The sequence below is a fragment of the Thalassospira sp. MBR-102 genome, from assembly GCF_040549275.1.
Lineage (GTDB): Bacteria > Pseudomonadota > Alphaproteobacteria > Rhodospirillales > Thalassospiraceae > Thalassospira > Thalassospira xiamenensis.
On record NZ_JBEPTC010000004.1, the window covers coordinates 271767 to 292406 of the forward strand.

The following is a 20640-nucleotide window of genomic DNA, read 5'->3' on the forward strand; positions in this document are numbered from 1 at the left end:
CCAACTTAAAACATACTCACTTGGAGCGACCACAATATACAGTGCTCTCGACTAAGCCAGTTCCGTCCAAACCGAAACCGCCTATAGCAACTTCATAGCCGAGAATTTTTATTTCCCCTAACAAGACCGACCACTCATAGGCGGCTCTACCAATACAGGAATTGTTAAATTTTTTGCCACTCTCTGGGACGTTTGCTGGCATAAATTCTACAGAGCCGAAAACAAAAGCCTGACTTGCCTTCTCATAAATCTCGCAGCTATCAACGCGATCAACTGTGCATTGTGCTTCGGTACAGATCCTGACCCATTCAGCAGGGTTGTCCCAAATATTTTTTGTCAGCACCTTCTCCACACACCTCTGCTCTAATTCTTTTACAACCCCGGGAAGTAAATCTTCTGAAATTTCATCAATTTTGATCCGAGACAAGTCGGAAAATATTCCTACACTTTGCGAACCATCCGCTGCCATCAAAACATAAGCGGAGTAATTTTGAAAAGAATACTCAACCAAGTATGGGTCTTTATTCAAAACTTCAGCCAACCTACCATCTTCATCGTTCAAAGACTCAGAGTAAGCAAATAAAATACTTTCACCAGAGGAATAAAAATCCTTCAATCGAGCAATATGTAGATTTTTTCCATCAAAAAATAAAACCGGCTGATTCAGAGATGAAATGAGAGTTATATAATTGGCAAATTCCTTAGCACTCCCTAGCACTTTAGCTTCTACATTCAGCCCTATAGAGCGCAAGTTCCACAAAGAAGATTCAATTTTCTCAACAGCATCCTTGCTCAACTCCTGCGCATTCCCGGGTGTTCTATATAAAAGGACAAAGCAGGCAATCAGAATTACCAAAAATATAATCAACTTAATCAACTTAGAACCAAATATCGTTTTTTTGTCATCCCCCATAACGCCCTCCATTGCTTACAATCCACAAACCACCCCAAATAAAATAAACCAAAAGTTGAATTAAAATCAACTAATGAAAAATGGAGATGTATTTATCCACCCCAAAAAACGACAAAATCCTCCCCTACAAACACCCGCGCTTGAAGGGATGTTAACCTTTCTCGGGTTCTGATAGGGGCAAACCGTCGTTGCATATGTGGATCTGATGACCGACATCCAGAATATTGAAGTTTCCCCGATGGAACACCCGTTGGCAGGACAGGTGATCGCCCTGACATCGGGCGGCACCGGCGGCCATATGTTTCCGGCGGTTGCACTGGCGCGCGCCCTTGTTAGGCGTGGCGCGCACGTGCTGTTTTTCACCGATGCCCGGGCTTCGCGCTATACCGAGGGGGTCGAGGGGGTTGAAACCATCATCCTGCCGGCGGGTGGCATTGCCGGAAAGGGTCTTAAGGGCCGCATTACCGGTGCCCTTCGCCTTGGCCTTGGCACGATGAAGGCACGCGCGCTTCTGAAAAAATCCCGCCCCGCTGCCGTCATCGGCTTTGGCGGTTATGCCTCGATCCCGGCAACGCTTTCGGCCAAGTGGCTTGGCATCCCGTTTGCCATTCATGAACAGAACGCGGTTCTGGGCCGGGCCAACCGGATGGTGGCGGGTGCCGCACATCGCATCGCTACATCCTTCCCGACCGTCAAGCTGATCGCGGCAAATGACGCGGCCAAGGTGATCTGGACCGGCAACCCGATCCGCCACGAGGTCGCCGCCCTCGCCAGCACCGAATATCACGCCCCGACATCCGAGGGCCCCGTCCGCCTGCTGATTACCGGCGGGTCGCAGGGCGCACGCGTCCTGTCCGAAATTCTGCCCGCCGCACTGGTCGCCCTGCCGCGTGATTTGCGCAACCGCCTGATCGTGACCCAGCAGGCGCGCGCCGAAGACCTTGAAGCCGTGCGCAAAACCTATGAGGGTTCGGGCATTGATGTGACGCTGGCATCCTTCATTGACGATATCCCCGAACGTCTGCGCGACTGCCATCTGGTGATTGCGCGCTCGGGGGCCTCCACCGTCGCCGAACTGACCGCAGCCGGTCGTCCGGCCCTTCTGGTGCCGCTGCCGAGCGCCATTGACGATCACCAGCGTTTCAACGCCCAGCAGGTCGAAGAGGCCGGTGGTGCGTGGCTGTTGCCCCAGGACCGATTTACTACAGAGATTTTAAGCGAACGTTTGACCAAACTTCTGCAAAACCCGGCGGCACTTTCACGTGCTGCCAAGGCTGCCAAGGCAACCGGTCGCCCCAATGCCGCCGAACGGCTGGCCGACATGGTGCTGGATCTGCTGGGGCTGAACCCGGCCGGTAGCCCCGATCACGATAACATGACACAGAAAGACCCCCAGAAGGTATGAGGAGACACTCCATGAACACCCTGCCGCTCAACATCGGCACCATCCATTTTGTCGGTATTGGTGGCATCGGCATGTCCGGCATTGCCGAAATCCTGCACAACCTTGGTTACACCGTGCAGGGGTCCGATATTTCCGACAATGCCAATGTGCAGCGCCTGCGCGATCTGGGGATCAGGGTTTTCGTCGGCCATCAGGCCGCCAATGTCGAAGACGCCAAGGTGGTGGTGATCTCCACCGCCGTGAAGCCTGATAACCCCGAAGTCGTCGCCGCACGTGCCGATATGATCCCGGTGGTGCGCCGCTCTGAAATGCTGGCCGAACTGATGCGGCTCAAGGCCGCGATTGCGGTGGGCGGCACGCACGGCAAAACCACCACGACCTCGCTGGTTGCCACCATGCTGGACGCGGCCGGGCTTGACCCGACCGTGATCAATGGCGGCATCATCAATTCATATGGCACCAATGCGCGTCTTGGCGATGGTGACTGGATGGTGGTCGAGGCCGATGAGTCTGATGGCACGTTCGTCAAGGTCCCCTCGACCATTTCGGTCGTGACCAATATCGACCCGGAACATCTCGATCACTGGAAAAACTTTGATCAACTGCGCGAGGCGTTCAAGAACTTCGTTCAGAACATCCCGTTCTATGGCTTTGCGGTTCTGTGCATCGACCATCCCGAAGTCCAGGCCCTGATCGGCAAGGTCACGGACCGTCGCATCTTTACCTTTGGCTTCTCCCCACAGGCCGATGTGCGCGCGGTTAATGTCCGTACCGAAATCGGCCAAAGCACCTTTGACGTCGTCATCCGTGAACGGGTCGATAGCGCCGAACGCGTGATCAAAGATGTCCGCCTGCCGATGGTTGGCGATCACAACGTGTCAAACTCGCTGGCCGCGATCACGGTGGCACTCGAACTTGGCATTCCCGATGACAAGATCGTCTCCGCCTTTGACGGTTTCACGGGCGTCAAACGCCGCTTTACCAAAACCGGCGAGGTTGATGGTGTGACCATCATCGATGATTACGGCCACCACCCGGTTGAAATCAAGGCGGTGCTGAAGGCCGCCCGCAAGGCAACCGAAAACAACGTGATCGCCGTCGTGCAGCCGCACCGCTATTCGCGCCTGCATGACCTGTTCGAGGAATTCTGCACCTGCTTTAACGACGCCGACAGCGTGATCGTCGCCGACGTTTACGAAGCTGGCGAAAGCCCGATTGAGGGTGCCACGCGCGACGCCCTGGTCGAAGGTTTGCGCAATCGCGGCCACCGCCATGTATCGGCCCTTGAAGGCCCCGAAGCCCTGGCAAGCATGATCGCCAAAGAAGCCAAACCGGGCGATCTGGTCGTCTGCCTGGGTGCCGGATCGATCAGCGCATGGGCCAACGCCCTGCCCGCCCAGCTTGAAGCACTTAAGAACTGAGACTGAAACCGAAACCTGAAACGGATTTGACGAGTTTGTCATGAGCACGCCGGGACATCACACACCGCTTATTGATCGCCTGCCAAAGGTGCGCGGCAAGCTGCGCGAAGGCGCACAATTGTCCAAGGTCACCTGGTTTCAGGTCGGCGGCCCGGCCGATGTGATGTTCCGCCCGGCTGATGAAATGGATCTGGCCGATTTCATCAAAAACCGCCCGGCCGAAATTCCGATCACCGTGATCGGGGTCGGATCAAACCTTCTGGTCCGTGATGGCGGCATTCGTGGTGTGGTCATCCGCCTTGGTCGGCCCTTTACCGATGCCATCATCAAGGACGGCGAAATTCATGCCGGGGCCGGTGCGCTTGATCTCAACGTTGCGCAAATGGCGCGTGATGCCGGGATTGCCGGGCTTGAATTTCTATCTGGCATTCCGGGCACGATTGGCGGCGCGCTTCGCATGAATGCCGGGGCCTATGGCGCGGAAATCAAGGATGTTCTGGTCAGCGCCAACGCGATTGACGGCAATGGCGATCTGCATACCGTCACCGCCAAGGCGATGGATATGACCTACCGCCATTGCGGCCTTCCCGAAGACTGGATTTTCACATCCGCCATCCTGCGCGGCAAGCCGGGCGACCCGGCCGAGATCACCAAACGCATGGATGAAATCCACGAAGCCCGTGCCGGATCACAGCCGATCAAATCGCGTACCGGCGGATCGACCTTCGCCAATCCCCTGCCGGATCGCGCATGGGAAGTCATTGATGCCGCCGGGTGCCGGGGGCTGACGATTGGCGGCGCGCAGATGTCGCCGCAACACTGCAATTTCATGATCAATCTGGGCAATGCCACCGCCCTTGATCTCGAAGAACTCGGCGAAACCGTGCGCGAGCGCGTGAAAAAACATTGTGGCGTCGATCTGCGCTGGGAAATCCGGCGCATCGGCGACCGACTGGGACACTCGATCATAGGAAAAGACGCATGAGCAAGCATGTCGCCGTCATTTATGGCGGCTGGTCCGCAGAACGCGAAGTTTCCCTGTCCTCGGGCACGGAATGCATCAAGGCACTGCGTGAAAAGGGCTACCGCGTCACCGAAATTGATGCCGGTCGTGATCTCGCCGCACAGCTTGCCGCCATTGATCCCAAACCCGATGTCGTGTTCAACGCCCTGCATGGCCGCTGGGGCGAGGATGGCTGCGTGCAAGGGTTGCTTGAAATCATGGGCATTCCCTATACCCATTCGGGCGTGCGCGCATCCTCCATCGCCATGGATAAAATGTCGGCCAAGGCGATGTTCATGGAATATGACATTCCCTGTGCCCGCCACGTCTGGGTCTCGCGCGATGAAATCGCCGCGGGTAATGCCCTGCCGCCGCCCTATGTCCTCAAACCCAATAACGAGGGGTCTTCTGTCGGGGTGGAAATTATCCTGACGCCGGAGGAAGAACAGAACATGCTGGCGCGCGAATGGATGCATGGCGATGGCGTGATGCAGGAAGAATTCATTCCCGGCCGTGAAATGACCGTCGCGGTCAAGGATGGCAAGGCGATGGAAATCATCGAAATCATGACCGGCAATCACGCCTTTTATGATTTTGAATCAAAATATGTCGCCGGCGGATCCGAACATATCATCCCGGCCGATATCCCCGGCGACCTTCGCGCCAAAATTCAGGATTGCGCCGAAAAGGCCTATCGCGCGCTGGGCTGTCGCGGGATTGCACGTGCCGATTTCCGCTATGACCCGGCCCATGACCGCGTCGCAATCCTTGAAATCAATACCCAGCCCGGCATGACGCCGACATCGCTTGTCCCCGATGCCGCCCGTCACGACGGTCTAAGCTTCGCCGACATTGTCGCCTGGATGGTCGAGGACGCCTCATGCGAGCGTTAGGAACCCTCGAAGAACAGGCCCGCGAACGCCGCGAGAAGCTTCAGCAGCAGCACGGCGTTGGTGCCAACCTGAAAAAACTGGTGCGTGTTTTCTGGTGGTCAAGCCTCACGGCCCTGCTGATCGCCGGACCCTTTGCGCTGTGGTACACCGGCAAGGCCGAAAAATGGTATGCGGTCGCCGAGGTGGAGGCGATCCGCCTTTCCGCCGAATTTGGCATGACGGTGAAAAACATCGAAGTCCGGGGGCGTGAAAAGACCGACCCCGAAGCCCTTCTGGCCGCCATCGGCCAGAAACCCGGCACCCCGATTGTCACCTTTGATGTCGATGCCGCGCGTGAACGCATCGAACAGCTTTCCTGGGTCCGCGATGCGATTGTCGAACGCCGCCTGCCCAGCACCCTGATCGTCTCGATCACCGAACGCCAGCCGGTCGCCCTGTGGCAGACCGACAATGGCCATGTGGTGATTGATGCCGACGGGGCGCAGCTTCAGAATTACGAACTGGGCGATTATCTTGACCTGCCGGTCGTGGTGGGCGCGGATGCCCCCGAACATGCCAGCGAAATGCTGACCACGCTTAAATCCATCCCGCGCCTGTTTGACATGGTCAGCGGCGCACAGCGCATCGGCAACCGCCGCTGGAACATCCAGCTTGCCAACGGCATGTTCATCCGCCTGCCCGAAGACAACATCGACAAGGCATGGGCCCGCCTTGATCAGCTTGATCAGGAACACCACATCCTGTCACGCGACGTGCTGATCGTCGATCTGCGCCTGCCTGATCGCACCTTCGTGCGCCTGACACCGGGGGCGGCTGAGCAACGCCGCAACCCGCCAAAGAAGGGTAACGCGGCCTAGGGCCGCGCACCGTTTTCTCTAACAAAAGACCCGGAGCAAAAGGGCGGCTTCTGCTCCGGGGATAGCCGGTCGGTCGAAAATCAACCGTCCGGCCGGTGGGCGATGCGGTCAAACGACCTTATTTTGCAATACGATTGACCGGTGCCAATCCCTGACAGATACGGTTGACGTTATCTGCCATGACATTTCTGCGCCGTTCAATCGTCCCATGCGTCCAGCCCGACATGTGGGGCGTCATTGTAATGTTACCGAGCTCATGAAACGGCAGGCGGGAGGGATAGGTCACCGCGTCCGGTCCGCTCGGATACTGGTACCATGTATCAATAAAGGCATGTTCGATCAGGCCGTCTTTTAACGCCCCAAACAGCGCCTCTTCATCAACCACACCGCCACGGCCGACATTCATGAAAACCGCATTCGGCTTCATGCTGGCAAACGCCGTGCCATCGACAAGGCCGGTCGTGTTGGCCGCCAGCGGCAGCGTATTCACGACAACATCCACATGCGCCAGCATTTCCCTGAAATCATCAATCGCATGAAACGCATCGATCTGGCTCTGGTCTTCGGGGCGGGAACGGTTGGCAACATGTACCCTCATGCCAAACGCCTTGGCGCGTTGGGCAATCGCCTTGCCGATATGCCCGTAACCAAGAATACCGATTGTGGTATTGCCAAGTTCCGTTCTCATGCCGGACGGGCCACCCGCCCAATATTTCCAATCCCCTTTGCGCAAACGCGCATCGGCATCGCCAAGCGGAACATGACGGGACAGCAACGCACACATCGCATATTCCGCAATCGCAATTTCATGCCCGAAACAATTGCAAAGATCGGCATCCACCGGCAGGTCCGAAACTCGAATACCGTCATAGCCCGCACCCGGCACCTGATAAAGTTTCAGGTTACGCGGCGTTGGAAAACTGTCATCAAACTTGATACCGATAATGACATCCGCCGTGGCATAGGCTTCGCGGTCAAGCTCACTGCCAAGATGATCGGGCAACAGAACAAGCTCATGCGCCGCATCAAGCAATTCGGCAAAACCGGGATGAAAAGTCGAGGCATTCGCCCCATGGAACACGACCTTCACGAAATCCTCCCACATATGGTTATTATTTTTGCGCCTTGATATTTTCTGATATTTCACAAAATTTCAATAGGAAAATCGCAAAAGCCTATTGGCCTTCACGCCCCAATCTCAAAATGGATCAAAGTCCTGCGTCACGTCAAAAATGCTCGGCGCGATACTGCTTTCAAGAACCGGGAACATCGCATCCACAAACTCGATCAGCTTATCCGACGCAACCAGTGCCTCATCCTTTTTCCCCTCGACAACCGCATTCAGAACATCCAGATGGCTGTCGATGGTCACATCAAGCGATACCCCATCAACCGTCTGCGTATGATAAATCCATCCCAGACGGCGGAAAATCGTATGCAGGGGACGCAGCGTATATTCAAGGAACGGCTCGCCGCAGGCCGCCAGCATCATCTGATCAATCCGGCGATCAAATTCGTTGAACTCGACAATCGTCATCTTGTCGCGATGCGTTGTCAAAAGCCCGATCAGATGGCGCATCTGACTTCTGTGCGACGTACTCGCCCGCGCACTTGCCAGCGACACGACAAACCTTTCCATATCGCGGCGCAGCCGCAACAGCAAATGGGTGCGTGTCAGGTCAATCGGCGCAATCTGGATGCCCTGGCGGGGCTGAATGATCATAAGGGTATCGGCCGACAGGCGCGTGACCGCCTGATGAACCGGCGTGCGGCTGATACCGGTTGCGGTTTGCAAATCCTGTATGCGCAGATAACTGCCCGGCTTCAATTCACAGGTCACGATAAGTTCTTCAAGCTTGTTATAGGCAAGCTCGTTCAGGTTTTTGCCCCCGCCCGATCCTGCTTTTCCCGGCTCGGAAGAATCGCCTGAAATGACCTTATCTTTCTGTTTCGACGCCATTATTTCTCTCTGTAATTTCATAAAAAGTCACAATATATTTGTTTTTATTCAATACCATATATACACATTCCCATGGATGGAAAAGTAAAACCTGTTGAAGTTCTCACTTGATACATGCTACTGATGTTTCGTGAAATATCACAACATGTCACATAAGGGAGGAACCAACGACATGAAAAAACTAACAAAAACATTAACCGCCTTGGCCGCCACCGGCTTTCTGACTTTCACCACCTCGCAGGCCTTCGCGGCCGACCCGACCCCGCTGCAATTCCAGACCCATCACAACGCCTCGTCATTGCAGGGCAAGGCACTGTTGCGGTTTGCCGACCTTGTCAAAGAATATTCCGATGGCACGGTGCAGGTCGAAATGCACACCAGTTCATCGGTCGTCAATTCGAACGAAGCCTTCGAAGCATCCAGCATGGGCATCATTGACGGTGATGCAACCGGTGCGGGCTATATCACCGGCAAAAACCCTGCCTTCCAGTTCTATGGCGACATCATGGGCGGATACAGCACCCCGGAACAGCTTCTTGGCTGGTACAAGGATGGCGGTCTCGACCTCGCAAACGAGCTGTATCACAAATTCAACATGCATCTTGTTGGTGTGTTCATCGCAACCCCCGAATCACTAAGCTCAACCACCCCGCTTGCCGGGATCAATGACCTTAAGGGCTGGAAATTCCGCTCGCCTCCGGGCATGGAATCCGAAATTTTCCAGAAACTTGGCGCGGGCCCTGTTGTGATGCCGTTTGGCGAGGTGTTCACCGCCATGTCCACCGGCACGGTTTCGGGGGCCGATGCCTCCACCCTCGCCGTGAACAAGAAACTCGGCCTGTATGACATCGCAAAATATGCGACCTATCCGGGCTTCCATTCCATGCCAATCGAACATATCGCGATCAATCTGGAAAAATGGAATGCGCTGAACGACACCCAGCAAAAAGCAATGCAGGACGCCATCGCAACGATTGCCCCGGAAGTCATCGCAGAATCAAACAAGCTTGATCAGGAAGCCGCCAAGGAACTGACCGAAGCCGGCGTCACCCTTGAAGACTGGAGCAACGAAGACCGTCTGGCATTCCGCAAGGCGGCACAGGACGTGTGGGCCGACTGGGCAACGCGCAGCCCCGAAGCCAAAGCAGCCTATGACGCACATATCGCCTACATGAAGAAAAACGGCATCCTCGACTAACCAGCAAGTCCGTCATTCTGATCCTCGGGGGTTTGTCCCCCGGGGGCTTTTCTGGAGGTCCGCGATGCAGGCAACCCCGAAACGCGTGCGCAGTTTTCAATTCGTCGTCGCACTATTTTCCCTACTTCTTTTGATCATTGTCGGGGTGACTTTTTACGAAGTCATCGCACGCTACATATTCAGAACCCCGACAATCTGGGCCAATGAACTGGCCTTGTGGCTCTCGGCAATCCTGTTTCTGGCTGCGGGCCTCTATGCCATGCAAAGAGACCAGCATCTCAGAATTACCGTCCTCTATGACGCAAGCCCCGCATGGCTCCAGCGCATATTCGATCTCATCACGCTGGCCTGCTGCCTGACATTCTGTCTGGGCATTGCATGGTTCGGCGCGCCCAGTTCGTGGCAATCCCTGATGAATTGGGAACCGTTTGGCACGGCATGGAACCCGCCGATCCCGGCAACGGTAAAGCCGCTCATTGTTCTGACAACCGGTTTGATGGCGCTCTACGGGATCATCAACTGCGTCAAAAGGTTCCGTGGCATCCCCGCAGACACCGCAGAATCAGTCACGGAGGACAACCGTGTCGATTGAACTCATTTCCATTATCCTCGTCGGTGGCGTCTTTGCCCTGATGGCGCTGGGTGTTCCGCTGGCTTTCGCCGCCGGGTCGCTTGCCGTCCTTGTCAGCTATCTTAAATTCGGTCCGGCGGTCATCGCACTTGCCCACAAAACGGTTTACGGGCTTGCGACCGAATATTCGCTGCTGTCCGTACCGCTTTTCATTCTGATGGCAACCCTGCTGGAACGCTCCCGGCTGGCACAGGATCTATACGATGCCCTGTTCAAGGTTTTCGGGAATCTGAAGGGCGGCGTTGCGACCGTAACCCTGATCATTTCCGTTTTCATGGCCGCCATCAGCGGCATCATCGGCGGCGAAATCGTTCTGCTTGGTCTGATTGCCCTGCCACAGATGATGCGCCTGCAATATGACCGGAAACTCTCCATCGGGATCATCTGCGCGGGCGGGTCACTCGGCACAATGGTGCCGCCTTCGATTGTCCTGATCATTTACGGCCTGACCGCCGATGTCTCGGTGCAAAAGCTCTTTCTGGCGTCCTTCGTACCGGGCTTCGCGCTCGCCTTTGCGTACTTTGCCTATATCTATATTCGCTGCACGCTTAATCCGGCCCTGACCCCAAAGGCACCGGAAAAGACCGAGCCCTTCACAAAACAGGATTTCTTACGCGGCGTTCTGCCACTACTTGTCCTGATCGGCATCGTTTTTGGCTGCATCTACGGTGGGGTGACCTCCATTACCGAGGCCGCGGGCATCGCGGTTGGCGTCTCCATCCTTATCATCGCCCTGCGATCCGAACTGAACATAACCATGCTGTGGCAGGCCCTGACACGCACCCTGCAATCCTGCGGGATTATCCTGTGGGTGACGTTTGGCGCGGCATCGCTGATTGCGATTTACAATCTTTCCGGCGGCCAGCGCTTTGTCACCGGCATGATCACCGGTCTGGATATCGCGCCTGTTGTCACGATCATGCTGATGATGGCGATTTTCATCGTCCTTGGGCTGTTCATGGACTGGATTGGCATCCTGCTTCTGACCATTCCGATCTTTGTGCCCATCGTCACCCAGCTTGGCTATGACCCGGTATGGTTCGGGGTGCTTTTCTCGCTGACCATGCAGGTGGCATTCCTCTCGCCGCCTTTTGGCCCGGCCGCTTTCTATCTCAAAAGCGTCGCCCCGCCGGAAATCACCCTTCAGACGATTTTCGCGTCTCTCTGGCCTTTCATGCTCATTCAGATCGCCTTCCTGGCGCTGATGCTCACCTTCCCGTCCATCGCGCTATGGCTCCCGGAAATACTCAATTAATCTGAATTCGGATAAAAAAATGAAGATCACAGCAATCAAAACCTACCGCGTAGACGAATTTGCCAATGTCCTGTGGGTCCATGTCGAAACGGATGCTGGCATTACCGGCCTTGGCGAAACCTTCTATGGTGCCGGTGCTGTCGAAGCACACATTCACGATACACTGGCAGGACGCCTGATCGGGCAAAACCCCCTTCACATCGAAGCCCTGCACAAGGAAATGGTCAACCTGCCGATGGCACAATCATCGACGGGCGCGGAATATCGCGCGGCATCCGCCATCGACATCGCCCTTTGGGACATCTTTGGCAAGGTCTGCGACCAGCCCGTCCATCAGATGCTGGGCGGTTTGTGCTGGGATAAAATCCGGATTTACAACACCTGTGCCGGATATCGCTATGTCCGTACCAACAATATCAAACCCGTATCGAACTGGAACCTTGGCGAACCGGAAGGCCCCTATGAGGATCTGGACGGCTTCATGAACCGCCCCGCCCAACTGGCCGAAAACCTTCTGGAATCCGGCATCACGGCCATGAAAATCTGGCCATTTGATCCGATGGCGGCCGAAACACGCGGTCAGTACATCACCGCCGAACAGATGAAAAAGGCGATCCGTCCTTTCGAAGAAATCCGCAAGGCCGTGGGCGACAGAATGGAAATCATGGTGGAATTCCATTCCCAATGGAACCTGCCGACCGCCAAGAAGATCGCCCGCGAACTCGAACAGTTCAGCCCGACCTGGTACGAAGACCCGATCCGCATGAACTCGCCGCAGGCTCTGGCAGAATTCGCCGCATCCACTGATGTCTGGACCTGTGCCAGTGAAACACTGGGATCACGCTGGCCCTACAAGGATATGCTCGACCGCGATGCAACCCATGTGGTCATGGTGGACCTGTGCTGGACCGGTGGCCTTACCGAAGGCAAGAAAATCGCAGCCCTGGCCGAAACATGGCATCGCCCGTTTGCCCCGCATGACTGCATCGGGCCGGTTGGTTTTGCCGCCGCCATTCACATGTCGTTCAGCCAGCCAAACACCCTCATTCAGGAAAGTGTCCGCGCCTTCTACAAGGGTTGGTACAATGAACTGGTCACCGCCGTTCCGAAAATCGAAAACGGCTATGTCTATCCGATGGAAGGCCCCGGCCTTGGTGTCGAATTGCAGAAAACCTTCTTTGATCGCAGCGACCTGACCGTCCGCGAAAGCAAAGCCTGAAAATAAAAGCCCGTTGGAGGAAACATGTCTCTCGAACTTTTCTCGCTCGCCGGTAAAACAGCCCTCATAACCGGCTCTTCCCGCGGTCTTGGTCGCGCCTTTGCCGAAGGTCTGGCTGCCGCCGGGGCTACCGTCATCCTGAACGGCACCAATTCCGAACGCCTGTCTCAGGCCTGCAAGGAAATGTCTGATGCCGGCATGAAAGTCGATATGTCCCTGTTTGACGTCACCGACGAAGCCGCAATCAAAGCCGCCTTTGACCGCTTCGATACGGCCGGTATGCAGATCGACATATTGATCAATAACGCCGGTATCCAGTTCCGCAAACCCATGCTGGAACTCGACACCGCCGACTGGCAGCGCGTGATTGATACCAATCTGACATCCGCCTTCATGATTGGCCGCGAAGCCGCCAAACGCATGGTCAAACGCGGGCATGGCAAAATCGTCAATATCGGCTCGCTGACAAGCGAACTGGCACGTGCCACCGTCGCCCCCTACACCGTCGCCAAGGGCGGCGTCAAAATGCTGACCAAGGCCATGGCAGCCGAATGGGGCGAACACGGCCTTCAGGCCAATGCGATTGGTCCGGGCTATATGCTGACAGACATGAACGCGGCGCTGACATCCAACCCGGAATTTGACGCCTGGGTCAAGGCACGCACTCCCGCACGACGCTGGGGCAGGCCTGACGAGCTGATCGGCACGGCGATTTATCTCTGCTCGGATGCGTCCAACTATGTGAACGGTCAGATCATCTATGCCGATGGCGGCATGATTTCCGTTCTTTAAGGTGATCTTACATGTATTCTGTTGTCATACATTCACCCCACGACCTGCGTGTCGATCAGATCGACCAGCCCGGCGCACCGGAACCGGGCACGATAACCGTTCAGATCGACAAGGGCGGCATCTGCGGCTCTGACCTGCACTACTATCATAACGGCGGTTTTGGCACGGTTAAAATCCGCGAACCGATGGTTCTCGGGCATGAAGTCGCCGGTACGATCATTGCCGTCGGCCAAAACGTGACCGGCCTTGCCGTTAATGACAAGGTCGCGGTCAATCCCTCCATGCCATGCAACCAATGCCAGTATTGCCGCGCGAACATGCGCAACCAATGCACGGACATGCGTTTCTTTGGCAGCGCAATGCGCTTTCCCCATCAACAGGGCCTGTTCCGCCAACAGATCAACCTGCCCGCGGAACAACTGGTCAAACTGTCCCCCGACATCAATATGGAACACGCCGCCTGTAGCGAACCCTTGGCCGTCTGCCTGCATGCCGTGCGTCAGGCCGGGGCACTGTCGGGGAAAAAAGTCCTCGTTTCCGGTTGCGGTCCCATCGGCTGCCTGACCATTCTGGCCGCCGCCCATTCCGGGGCGCACTGGATTACCGCGACCGATCTGTCAAAGGCCGCTTTGGATGTTGCGGCAAAGGCAGGTGCCAATAGCTGCATCGATGTTGCCCGCAATGCCGATGACTTCAAAACGCTCGGCATGAACAAGGGCACGCAGGATGTGGTCTTTGAATGCTCCGGCAGCCCGCAGGCACTTGCCAATGCATTCGACGTGGTCAAACCGGGCGGCACCATCATCACGGTCGGCCTTGGCGGCAATGGCGAACTCCCTCTCAGTCTCGCCGTCACCAAAGAAGTCCGAATGATCGGAAGCTTCCGCTTTGATGCGGAATTTGCCCAGGCCGCGGAACTGATTGACCGCAAGGTCATTGATGTTTCACCGATCATCAGTTCGGTGCTGCCCTTCCGGGATGCCAAAACCGCCTTCGACCTTGCCTCGGATCGCAGCCAATCCATGAAAGTACAACTGGATTTCGGCTGACGGCTGACCTATTCGTCCGCGCGCCCCTATCGCCGCGCGGATCACCGGGGCGGGCAAGATACATCGATAAACTTGCCCGCACTCGCTGCCACGATCCATCTCGGGTCGATGATGCAGACCATACGCACGCGACCGCGTTAAACAGCTTTCATGGGTGCGCAACGCACTTTTCGCCCCCGCCCGCTCGACCCCATCTTTGTCCGCCTGACCTCGGGCCACCAACAACACCGCACCCCAACAAAAAAGGTAACTCGACCGAGCTCCGCGGCCCTCGCACGCAAAACACCCGAAACAATCCTCATACAAATAATATTAATGGCGGATTTCCGGGATTTATCTGGCGGACCGGGGGTCAAAACCTGCCTGAAATGCCGGTTTTGAAAATCAATTCCTCATACAAATAAAACCGCTGTTTTTACGCTTCGTCGGGTCAAAGATTCACGCCCGAAAAGTGATCAACAACCAAAAATGAATAATCGACTGTATTTTTCATTTTAAGTGAATAATAAATCCGGTAACGGTCGGCTTAAATATCGTTGCGCCAGACCGGGATCGGCGCGCTCAGCGATTGCAGATTTGCCCCTTCCCGCCCCTCGATCACGTCCAGCAAATGGGTCGCCAATTGCTGCCCCGCCACGATCAGATCCTCCCGCAAACTGTCGATCCGGGGCCGGGTAAAGTTCAGCAAATCCGACGTTTCCTTGGCGATCACATCGATGTCCCGCCCGACATCCATCCCCGACTGGATCATGCCGTCAATCAGCGCCATCGCGCACAGCTCGCTGCCGCAAATCACCCCGTCGGGCACATAATCCTGATGGCGCAATGCCATGCCGGCCTGGCGCAAAACCTCGCTGCTGCTGTCAAGGTCGATCCCGCCAAGCACCTGAAAAGGCACAGCTTCTGCCTCCGCCACCGCCGCAAGCCCGGCCAAGGTTTCCTGATAATATGAAAATTCCGACGGCGGCGAAAGCAGCGCCAGCCGCCTGCGCCCCCGCGCAATCAGACGCCTTGCCGCCATCTCGCAAAACGCCCGGTTATCAAAATCGTGATAGGCATGACCCGGTGCCGAAAGGCAACGCCCATGCGCCACAAACGGCAGCCCGCTTTGGCTCAGCGCCTGTACTCTCTCGTCATCGGGCCTGATATGGGTGATGATCACCCCGTCGGCAGCACGGGTATTTAACACATATCGCACCGGGTCCATCGGGTCGTCGGTACGTGATTGTGGTGTGACGACAAGGTGATAGGGCGTACCACGAATAACATCGGAAATGCCGACAATCAGCCGTCTGGCAAATTCCGGCACCTTGTCGGTCTGATCAAGGATCAGGCTGATAACATTGGTTTTTCCCGTCCGCAAACGCACCCCGGCCCGGTCCGGGTGATAGCCGATGGCATCCGCCACCTTGCGCACGCGCAGCTTGGTTTTCGCGCTGATATCATGCGCATCCTTAAGCGCGCGCGACACCGTCGTCACACCAAGGCCGGTCATTTCCGCAATGGTTTTAAGGGTCGGCCGGGTTTGGGCGGCAGGCCGCCCCGCATTCCCGGCAAGATCGTGATCAGACAGTTGTCAAAGCCTCCGTGGGGTATTCCAGGGTCAGGACCTAACGCAGTCTTACGCCGCTTTCGGGGTCAAAAAACACAACTTTTTCAAGGTTGAACACCAGTTCGGCGTGGCTGTTGGCCTGCCCGTCCCAGTCCTGATGCAGGCGGGTCACCACCTCCTTGCCGCCCAGCGACGTGATGGCAAAAATATCCGCCCCGGCCGGTTCAACCACATCGATCCGGCACGATGCACTAACCGCCTGCTGTCCGTCGCGCACCAGTGCCCGGTTATCGGCATCGGTGATAGCCTCGGGCCGGATACCGACAATGACCTCCTGCCTGTCACGCGCCCGGACATCCGCGGGCAGGTGTTGAAATTCAAGCATCAGCGGCTCTTCGCCCGCCCGCGCCATTTCAACCGCATTGCCGCGCACCGTCGCCGGGATCAGGTTCATCGCAGGCGATCCCATGAAATCGGCAACAAACAGGTTGGCCGGATCGTTGTAAATCTCGGCCGGGGTGCCGTATTGCTGGACAATACCGTCCTTCAGGACCGCGATACGTGTGCCCAGCGTCATGGCTTCGATCTGGTCATGGGTGACATAGACAATCGTGGTGCCGAATGTCTGATGCATGCGTTTGATTTCGGTACGCATATCCACGCGCAGCTTGGCATCAAGGTTTGATAGCGGTTCATCAAACAGGAACAATTGCGGATTACGCACAAGCGCCCGGCCCATCGCAACGCGCTGGCGCTGCCCGCCCGAAAGCTGGCCGGGTTTGCGATCCAGAAGATGTTCGATCTGAAGCGTTTTGGCGACTTCGGCGACCTTGGCGTCGCGCTCATCCTTTGGCATGCCGCGCATTTCAAGGCCAAACGCGATGTTCTGCCCGACATTCATGTTGGGATAAAGCGCATAGCTTTGAAACACCATCGCGATATTGCGCTCCGACGGCGGCAGGTCATCAATGACATTCCCCGCAATACGGATTTCCCCGGTTGTCAGCTTTTCCAGCCCGGCAATGGTATTGAGCAAGGTCGATTTGCCACAACCCGACGGCCCGACAAGCACCAGAAAACCGCCTTCTTCAACATCAAGCGTAATGTCGCGCAGAACCTTGATCGGACCGAAACTTTTGCACACCTTGTCGATTTGCAGAAAGGACATGATAACTTCCCTGTAAGTCTTTTTATGAGCTAACCCTTGACCGCACCGGCCATCAATCCGCGCACGAAATAGCGCCCGGAAACGATGTAAACGATCAGTGTCGGAAGGGCGGCAAGGACAGCACCGGCAAAGTGCACATTGTATTCCTTGACACCGGTCGAGGATGAAACGAGGTTGTTGAGCGCAACCGTCATCGGCATCGAATCAAAATCGGCAAATGACGCCCCGAACAGGAAGTCATTCCAGATATTGGTAAATTGCCAGATCACGGTCACCACAATGATCGGCCCGGAACTCGGCAGAAGAATACGGGTAAAAGTCCGCCAGAACCCGGCCCCGTCCATCTTTGCCGCCTTGATCAGCTCGTCGGGGAATGCCGCATAATAATTGCGGAAAAACAGCGTGGTAAAACCAAGCCCGTACACCACATGCACCAGAACCAGCCCGCCGGTCGTACCTGCCAGACCAATCATGCCCAGCACGCGTGCCATCGGGATCAGCACGATCTGGAACGGGATAAAACAGGCAAACAGCATCAGTCCGAAAATGATCTTGTCGCCCGGAAACCGCCATTTGGTCAGGACATACCCATTCAGCGCCCCAAGCCCGGTCGAGATGGCGACCGCTGGCACCACCATCATGATGCTGTTGATGAAATAGGGTTTAAGTCCCGTCGGCTCGACCCCGATCTGGGCCTCGGACCACGCGGTCAGCCACGGCTCGATGGTGAACATTTCGGGGAACGACATCATGTTTCCGCCCCGGATTTCATCAAGCGTCTTGACCGAATTGACCAGCATGACAAACAGCGGCAGCAGGTAATAAACCGCAAACAGGATCAGGACCGCATAAAGGGCTGCGCGCAAAAGTTTTCCGGTGCCAAAGGAGGATTGTGTTGAACGCGACATCAGCGGCGCTCCCGAAGTTCGGAATAAAGATAGGGCACAATGATCGAGGCAATCATCGCCAGCATGATCACCGCCGACGATGCCCCGACCCCCATCTGATTTCGCGTGAAGGTATAGGAATACATGAAGGTCGCGGGCAGTTCGGTGGCCCGGCCCGGCCCGCCATTGGTCAGCGCAATGACAAGGTCATAGGCCTTGATCGCCAGATGGGCCAGAACCACAAAGGCCGATAGAAACACCGGGCGCAATTGCGGAATGACGATACGGGTATACAGGCTCCATCGGCTGGCACCATCCATCTGGGCGGCCTTGAGGATTTCAGTGTCAATCCCGCGCAAACCCGCCAGAAACATCGCCATGACAAAACCCGACGATTGCCAGACCGCCGCAATCACCACGGTATAGATCGCCATGTCGCGATCCTTGATCCAGTTGAAGGTAAAGCTTTCCCACCCCCAAAGATGCATGGTGTTTTCAAGGCCAAGCCCCGGATCAAGAAACCATTTCCATGCCGTACCGGTGACAATGAAGGACAGCGCCATCGGATACAGATAGATCGGGCGCAAAATGCCTTCACCGCGAATTTTCTGATCCAGCAGGATCGCCAGAACCAGCCCCAGTACCGAACAGATCGCAATGTAAAGAATACCGAAAATCGCAAGGTTTTGCAGGGCAATCAGCCAGTTCCGCTGCCCCCACAGATTGGCATAGTTGCCAAACCCCTCAAGCTCGTAGGAGGGCAGCATCCGGCTATCGGTCAGCGACAGATAGCCGGTGTAAATGATAAATCCGTAAACGAATAAAAGGATCAGAAACAGGCTGGGGCTCAGCACCAGACGGGGCAGAACCTCCCGCAGGGTTGCCTGTGCCTTGCCGGGCAAGGATGATTGCATGGGTGATGCTCCGCACTTTGTCCGGCGGCCGGGATGCTATCCGGCCGCCGGTTTCGTTTTTGGTCTTATTGAGCGGATTCAACCGCGTTGACGAGTTCCTCGACAGCGGCCGCACTGTCATATTCGCCGTTAAAATGCGCGGTAATCACGTCATACATCGCGTTTTTGACCCCGGCCGGAACCGAATGGCCATGCGCCATCGACCCGAACAGTGTGCCCTTTTCATTGGCAGCAGCAAGTTCGGCCATGCCTTTTTTGCCACAGGCATCAAAATCGTCATTGGGCACATCGGTGCGCGCCGGGACCGATCCCTTGACCACGTTGAATGCCGACTGGAAGCTTGGCGACATCACGGCTGATGCCAGTTTCATCTGCGCGTCCTGACGGTCTTCGCCAACCTGGAACATCACGAACTGGTCAGAGTTGAACGTCACTGCATCCTGTGTTCCGGGGAAACGGAAGCACATGAAATCAGTGTCGGGCACCTTGCCGGCATTCAGAAACTCGCCCTTGGCCCAGTCGCCCATGAACTGCACCCCGGCTTCCTTGTTGATCACCATCGCGGTCGCAAGGTTCCAGTCCCGACCCGAGAAATTGTCATCAACATAGGTGCGCAGTTGCGCCATGCGTTCAAACACGGTTTTCATCGTGTCCGACCCCAGCGCGTCCGGATCGGTATTGATCATGGATGCCTGATAGAATTCCGGCCCGCCGGTTGCCATGACGACCGCATCAAAGATCGTGGCGTCCTGCCATGCCTGACCACCGTGGGCGACCGCTGTGTAACCGGCATCCTTGATTTTATCGAGCACCGCAATCAATTCGTCCCAGTTGGTCGGCTGCTTCAGGCCCAGTTCATCAAAGATCGCCTTGTTGGCCCAGACCCAGTTGGTCGAATGGACGTTGACCGGGGCCGCGATCCAGTGACCGTCATATTTCGAAAACTCTTTCAAGGCATCGGGAACAACATCTTCCCAGCCTTCCTTTGCGGCAAGGTCGTCAAGATTGCCCAGAACACCCTCGCCCGCCCAATCCTTGATATCAAAACCAAGCATCTGAACCGCGGTCGGTGCATTGCCCGATGTAACGCGTGCGCGCAGCACGGTCATGGCCTGTTCGCCACCACCACCAGCAACCGGCATGTCGTTCCATGAAACACCCTGATCTTCGAGATCCTTTTTAAGAACCTGAAGCGCCTTCGCTTCGCCGCCCGCCGTCCACCAATGCAGGACTTCCACACTTTGCTGTGCCGATGCGATGCTGGTTGAAAGCCCGAATGCCGCGATCATACCGATCCCGGCACATGTCATTTTGCCAAGAAACATGCTGTTTCCTCCCTGTTGGCTTTTTTGATTTGGCAGTTGATTACTGCAACGTTACAGGTCGGAGTCAAGCGCCTCCTGTAACGTTGCAGTACAGCAAAGCCGCCAACAGGCGCAAAACCTGTGATTGATCAGACTGCGTTATTGCGTCGCAAAATAGTGCATTCGTTATTGCCGGAAACTGGAACGCGGAAGACTCCG

General features: G+C 56.1%; 19 protein-coding genes. 11 read left to right on the top strand and 8 right to left on the bottom strand.

The window, feature by feature from the left end:
• Nucleotides 1–16 precede the first annotated feature (16 nt).
• Nucleotides 17–913 (bottom strand): hypothetical protein, encoded by an 897-nt coding sequence (locus tag ABIE64_RS10085; protein ID WP_354377332.1) that lies wholly within the window; start codon nt 911–913, stop codon nt 17–19.
• Between the two features lie 205 nt (nt 914–1118).
• On the opposite strand from ABIE64_RS10085, the gene murG reads away from it, so the two are divergent.
• The 5 genes from murG to ABIE64_RS10110 are packed head-to-tail and all read left to right on the top strand — an operon-like array spanning nt 1119 to nt 6492.
• Nucleotides 1119–2318, top strand: a complete 1200-nt coding sequence (gene murG, locus ABIE64_RS10090; protein WP_354377333.1) for an undecaprenyldiphospho-muramoylpentapeptide beta-N-acetylglucosaminyltransferase — start codon at nt 1119–1121, stop codon at nt 2316–2318.
• Nucleotides 2319–2329: 11 nt separating this feature from the next.
• Entirely contained in the window at nt 2330–3739 is a 1410-nt protein-coding gene (murC, locus tag ABIE64_RS10095; protein WP_354377334.1) for a UDP-N-acetylmuramate--L-alanine ligase, read from the top strand.
• A gap of 40 nt (nt 3740–3779) precedes the next feature.
• Nucleotides 3780–4724, top strand: a complete 945-nt coding sequence (gene murB, locus ABIE64_RS10100; RefSeq protein WP_354377335.1) for a UDP-N-acetylmuramate dehydrogenase — start codon at nt 3780–3782, stop codon at nt 4722–4724.
• Nucleotides 4721–5635, top strand: coding sequence for a D-alanine--D-alanine ligase (locus ABIE64_RS10105; protein ID WP_114095677.1), 915 nt, complete (start codon nt 4721–4723; stop codon nt 5633–5635). The genes murB and ABIE64_RS10105 overlap by 4 nt, the downstream gene beginning before the upstream one ends.
• Nucleotides 5623–6492, top strand: a complete 870-nt coding sequence (locus ABIE64_RS10110; protein WP_114095676.1) for a cell division protein FtsQ/DivIB — start codon at nt 5623–5625, stop codon at nt 6490–6492. The genes ABIE64_RS10105 and ABIE64_RS10110 overlap by 13 nt, the downstream gene beginning before the upstream one ends.
• Nucleotides 6493–6610: 118 nt before the next feature.
• On the opposite strand, the gene ABIE64_RS10115 is transcribed toward ABIE64_RS10110, so the two are convergent.
• Together ABIE64_RS10115 and ABIE64_RS10120 are read right to left on the bottom strand one after the other, a co-directional pair.
• A complete protein-coding gene (locus tag ABIE64_RS10115; protein WP_354377336.1) occupies nt 6611–7582 on the bottom strand; it encodes a 2-hydroxyacid dehydrogenase in 972 nt (323 codons plus the stop codon).
• 108 nt (nt 7583–7690) lie between these two features.
• Nucleotides 7691–8452 (bottom strand): GntR family transcriptional regulator, encoded by a 762-nt coding sequence (locus ABIE64_RS10120; RefSeq protein WP_354377337.1) that lies wholly within the window; start codon nt 8450–8452, stop codon nt 7691–7693.
• Between the two features lie 172 nt (nt 8453–8624).
• Here ABIE64_RS10120 and ABIE64_RS10125 point away from each other — a divergent pair, with 172 nt between their 5' ends.
• The 6 genes from ABIE64_RS10125 to ABIE64_RS10150 all read left to right on the top strand — a co-directional run bounded on the left by ABIE64_RS10125 (nt 8625) and on the right by ABIE64_RS10150 (nt 14596).
• Complete coding sequence (locus tag ABIE64_RS10125) at nt 8625–9650, top strand: TRAP transporter substrate-binding protein (protein WP_354377338.1); 1026 nt, start codon at nt 8625–8627, stop codon at nt 9648–9650.
• Between the two features lie 64 nt (nt 9651–9714).
• Nucleotides 9715–10242 (top strand): TRAP transporter small permease subunit, encoded by a 528-nt coding sequence (locus ABIE64_RS10130; protein WP_063095112.1) that lies wholly within the window; start codon nt 9715–9717, stop codon nt 10240–10242.
• Complete coding sequence (locus tag ABIE64_RS10135) at nt 10232–11536, top strand: TRAP transporter large permease (RefSeq protein WP_037992146.1); 1305 nt, start codon at nt 10232–10234, stop codon at nt 11534–11536. Before ABIE64_RS10130 ends, ABIE64_RS10135 begins: the two co-directional genes overlap by 11 nt.
• Before the next feature lie 19 nt (nt 11537–11555).
• Entirely contained in the window at nt 11556–12755 is a 1200-nt protein-coding gene (locus ABIE64_RS10140) for a mandelate racemase/muconate lactonizing enzyme family protein (RefSeq protein ID WP_062960718.1), read from the top strand.
• 24 nt (nt 12756–12779) lie between these two features.
• The gene (locus ABIE64_RS10145; RefSeq protein ID WP_354377339.1) at nt 12780–13547 is read left to right on the top strand and encodes an SDR family oxidoreductase; all 768 of its coding nucleotides are present in this window, start codon (nt 12780–12782) and stop codon (nt 13545–13547) included.
• A gap of 11 nt (nt 13548–13558) precedes the next feature.
• Nucleotides 13559–14596: an L-idonate 5-dehydrogenase gene (locus ABIE64_RS10150; protein WP_354377340.1), complete on the top strand. Its 1038-nt coding sequence runs from the start codon at nt 13559–13561 to the stop codon at nt 14594–14596.
• Nucleotides 14597–15122: 526 nt separating this feature from the next.
• On the opposite strand, the gene ABIE64_RS10155 is transcribed toward ABIE64_RS10150, so the two are convergent.
• The 5 genes from ABIE64_RS10155 to ABIE64_RS10175 all read right to left on the bottom strand — a co-directional run bounded on the left by ABIE64_RS10155 (nt 15123) and on the right by ABIE64_RS10175 (nt 20442).
• Nucleotides 15123–16169: a LacI family transcriptional regulator gene (locus ABIE64_RS10155; RefSeq protein WP_354377393.1), complete on the bottom strand. Its 1047-nt coding sequence runs from the start codon at nt 16167–16169 to the stop codon at nt 15123–15125.
• Nucleotides 16170–16206: 37 nt separating this feature from the next.
• Nucleotides 16207–17316 (bottom strand): ABC transporter ATP-binding protein, encoded by a 1110-nt coding sequence (locus ABIE64_RS10160; RefSeq protein WP_354377341.1) that lies wholly within the window; start codon nt 17314–17316, stop codon nt 16207–16209.
• 29 nt (nt 17317–17345) lie between these two features.
• Nucleotides 17346–18224 carry a carbohydrate ABC transporter permease gene (locus ABIE64_RS10165; protein WP_354377342.1) on the bottom strand — a complete coding sequence of 293 codons (879 nt, stop codon included), beginning with the start codon at nt 18222–18224 and terminating at the stop codon, nt 17346–17348.
• Nucleotides 18224–19117: a carbohydrate ABC transporter permease gene (locus ABIE64_RS10170; protein ID WP_007089755.1), complete on the bottom strand. Its 894-nt coding sequence runs from the start codon at nt 19115–19117 to the stop codon at nt 18224–18226. The genes ABIE64_RS10165 and ABIE64_RS10170 overlap by 1 nt, the downstream gene beginning before the upstream one ends.
• A gap of 65 nt (nt 19118–19182) precedes the next feature.
• On the bottom strand, nt 19183–20442 hold the full coding sequence (locus tag ABIE64_RS10175) for an ABC transporter substrate-binding protein (RefSeq protein ID WP_354377343.1): 1260 nt from the start codon (nt 20440–20442) through the stop codon (nt 19183–19185).
• Nucleotides 20443–20640: the final 198 nt, after the last annotated feature.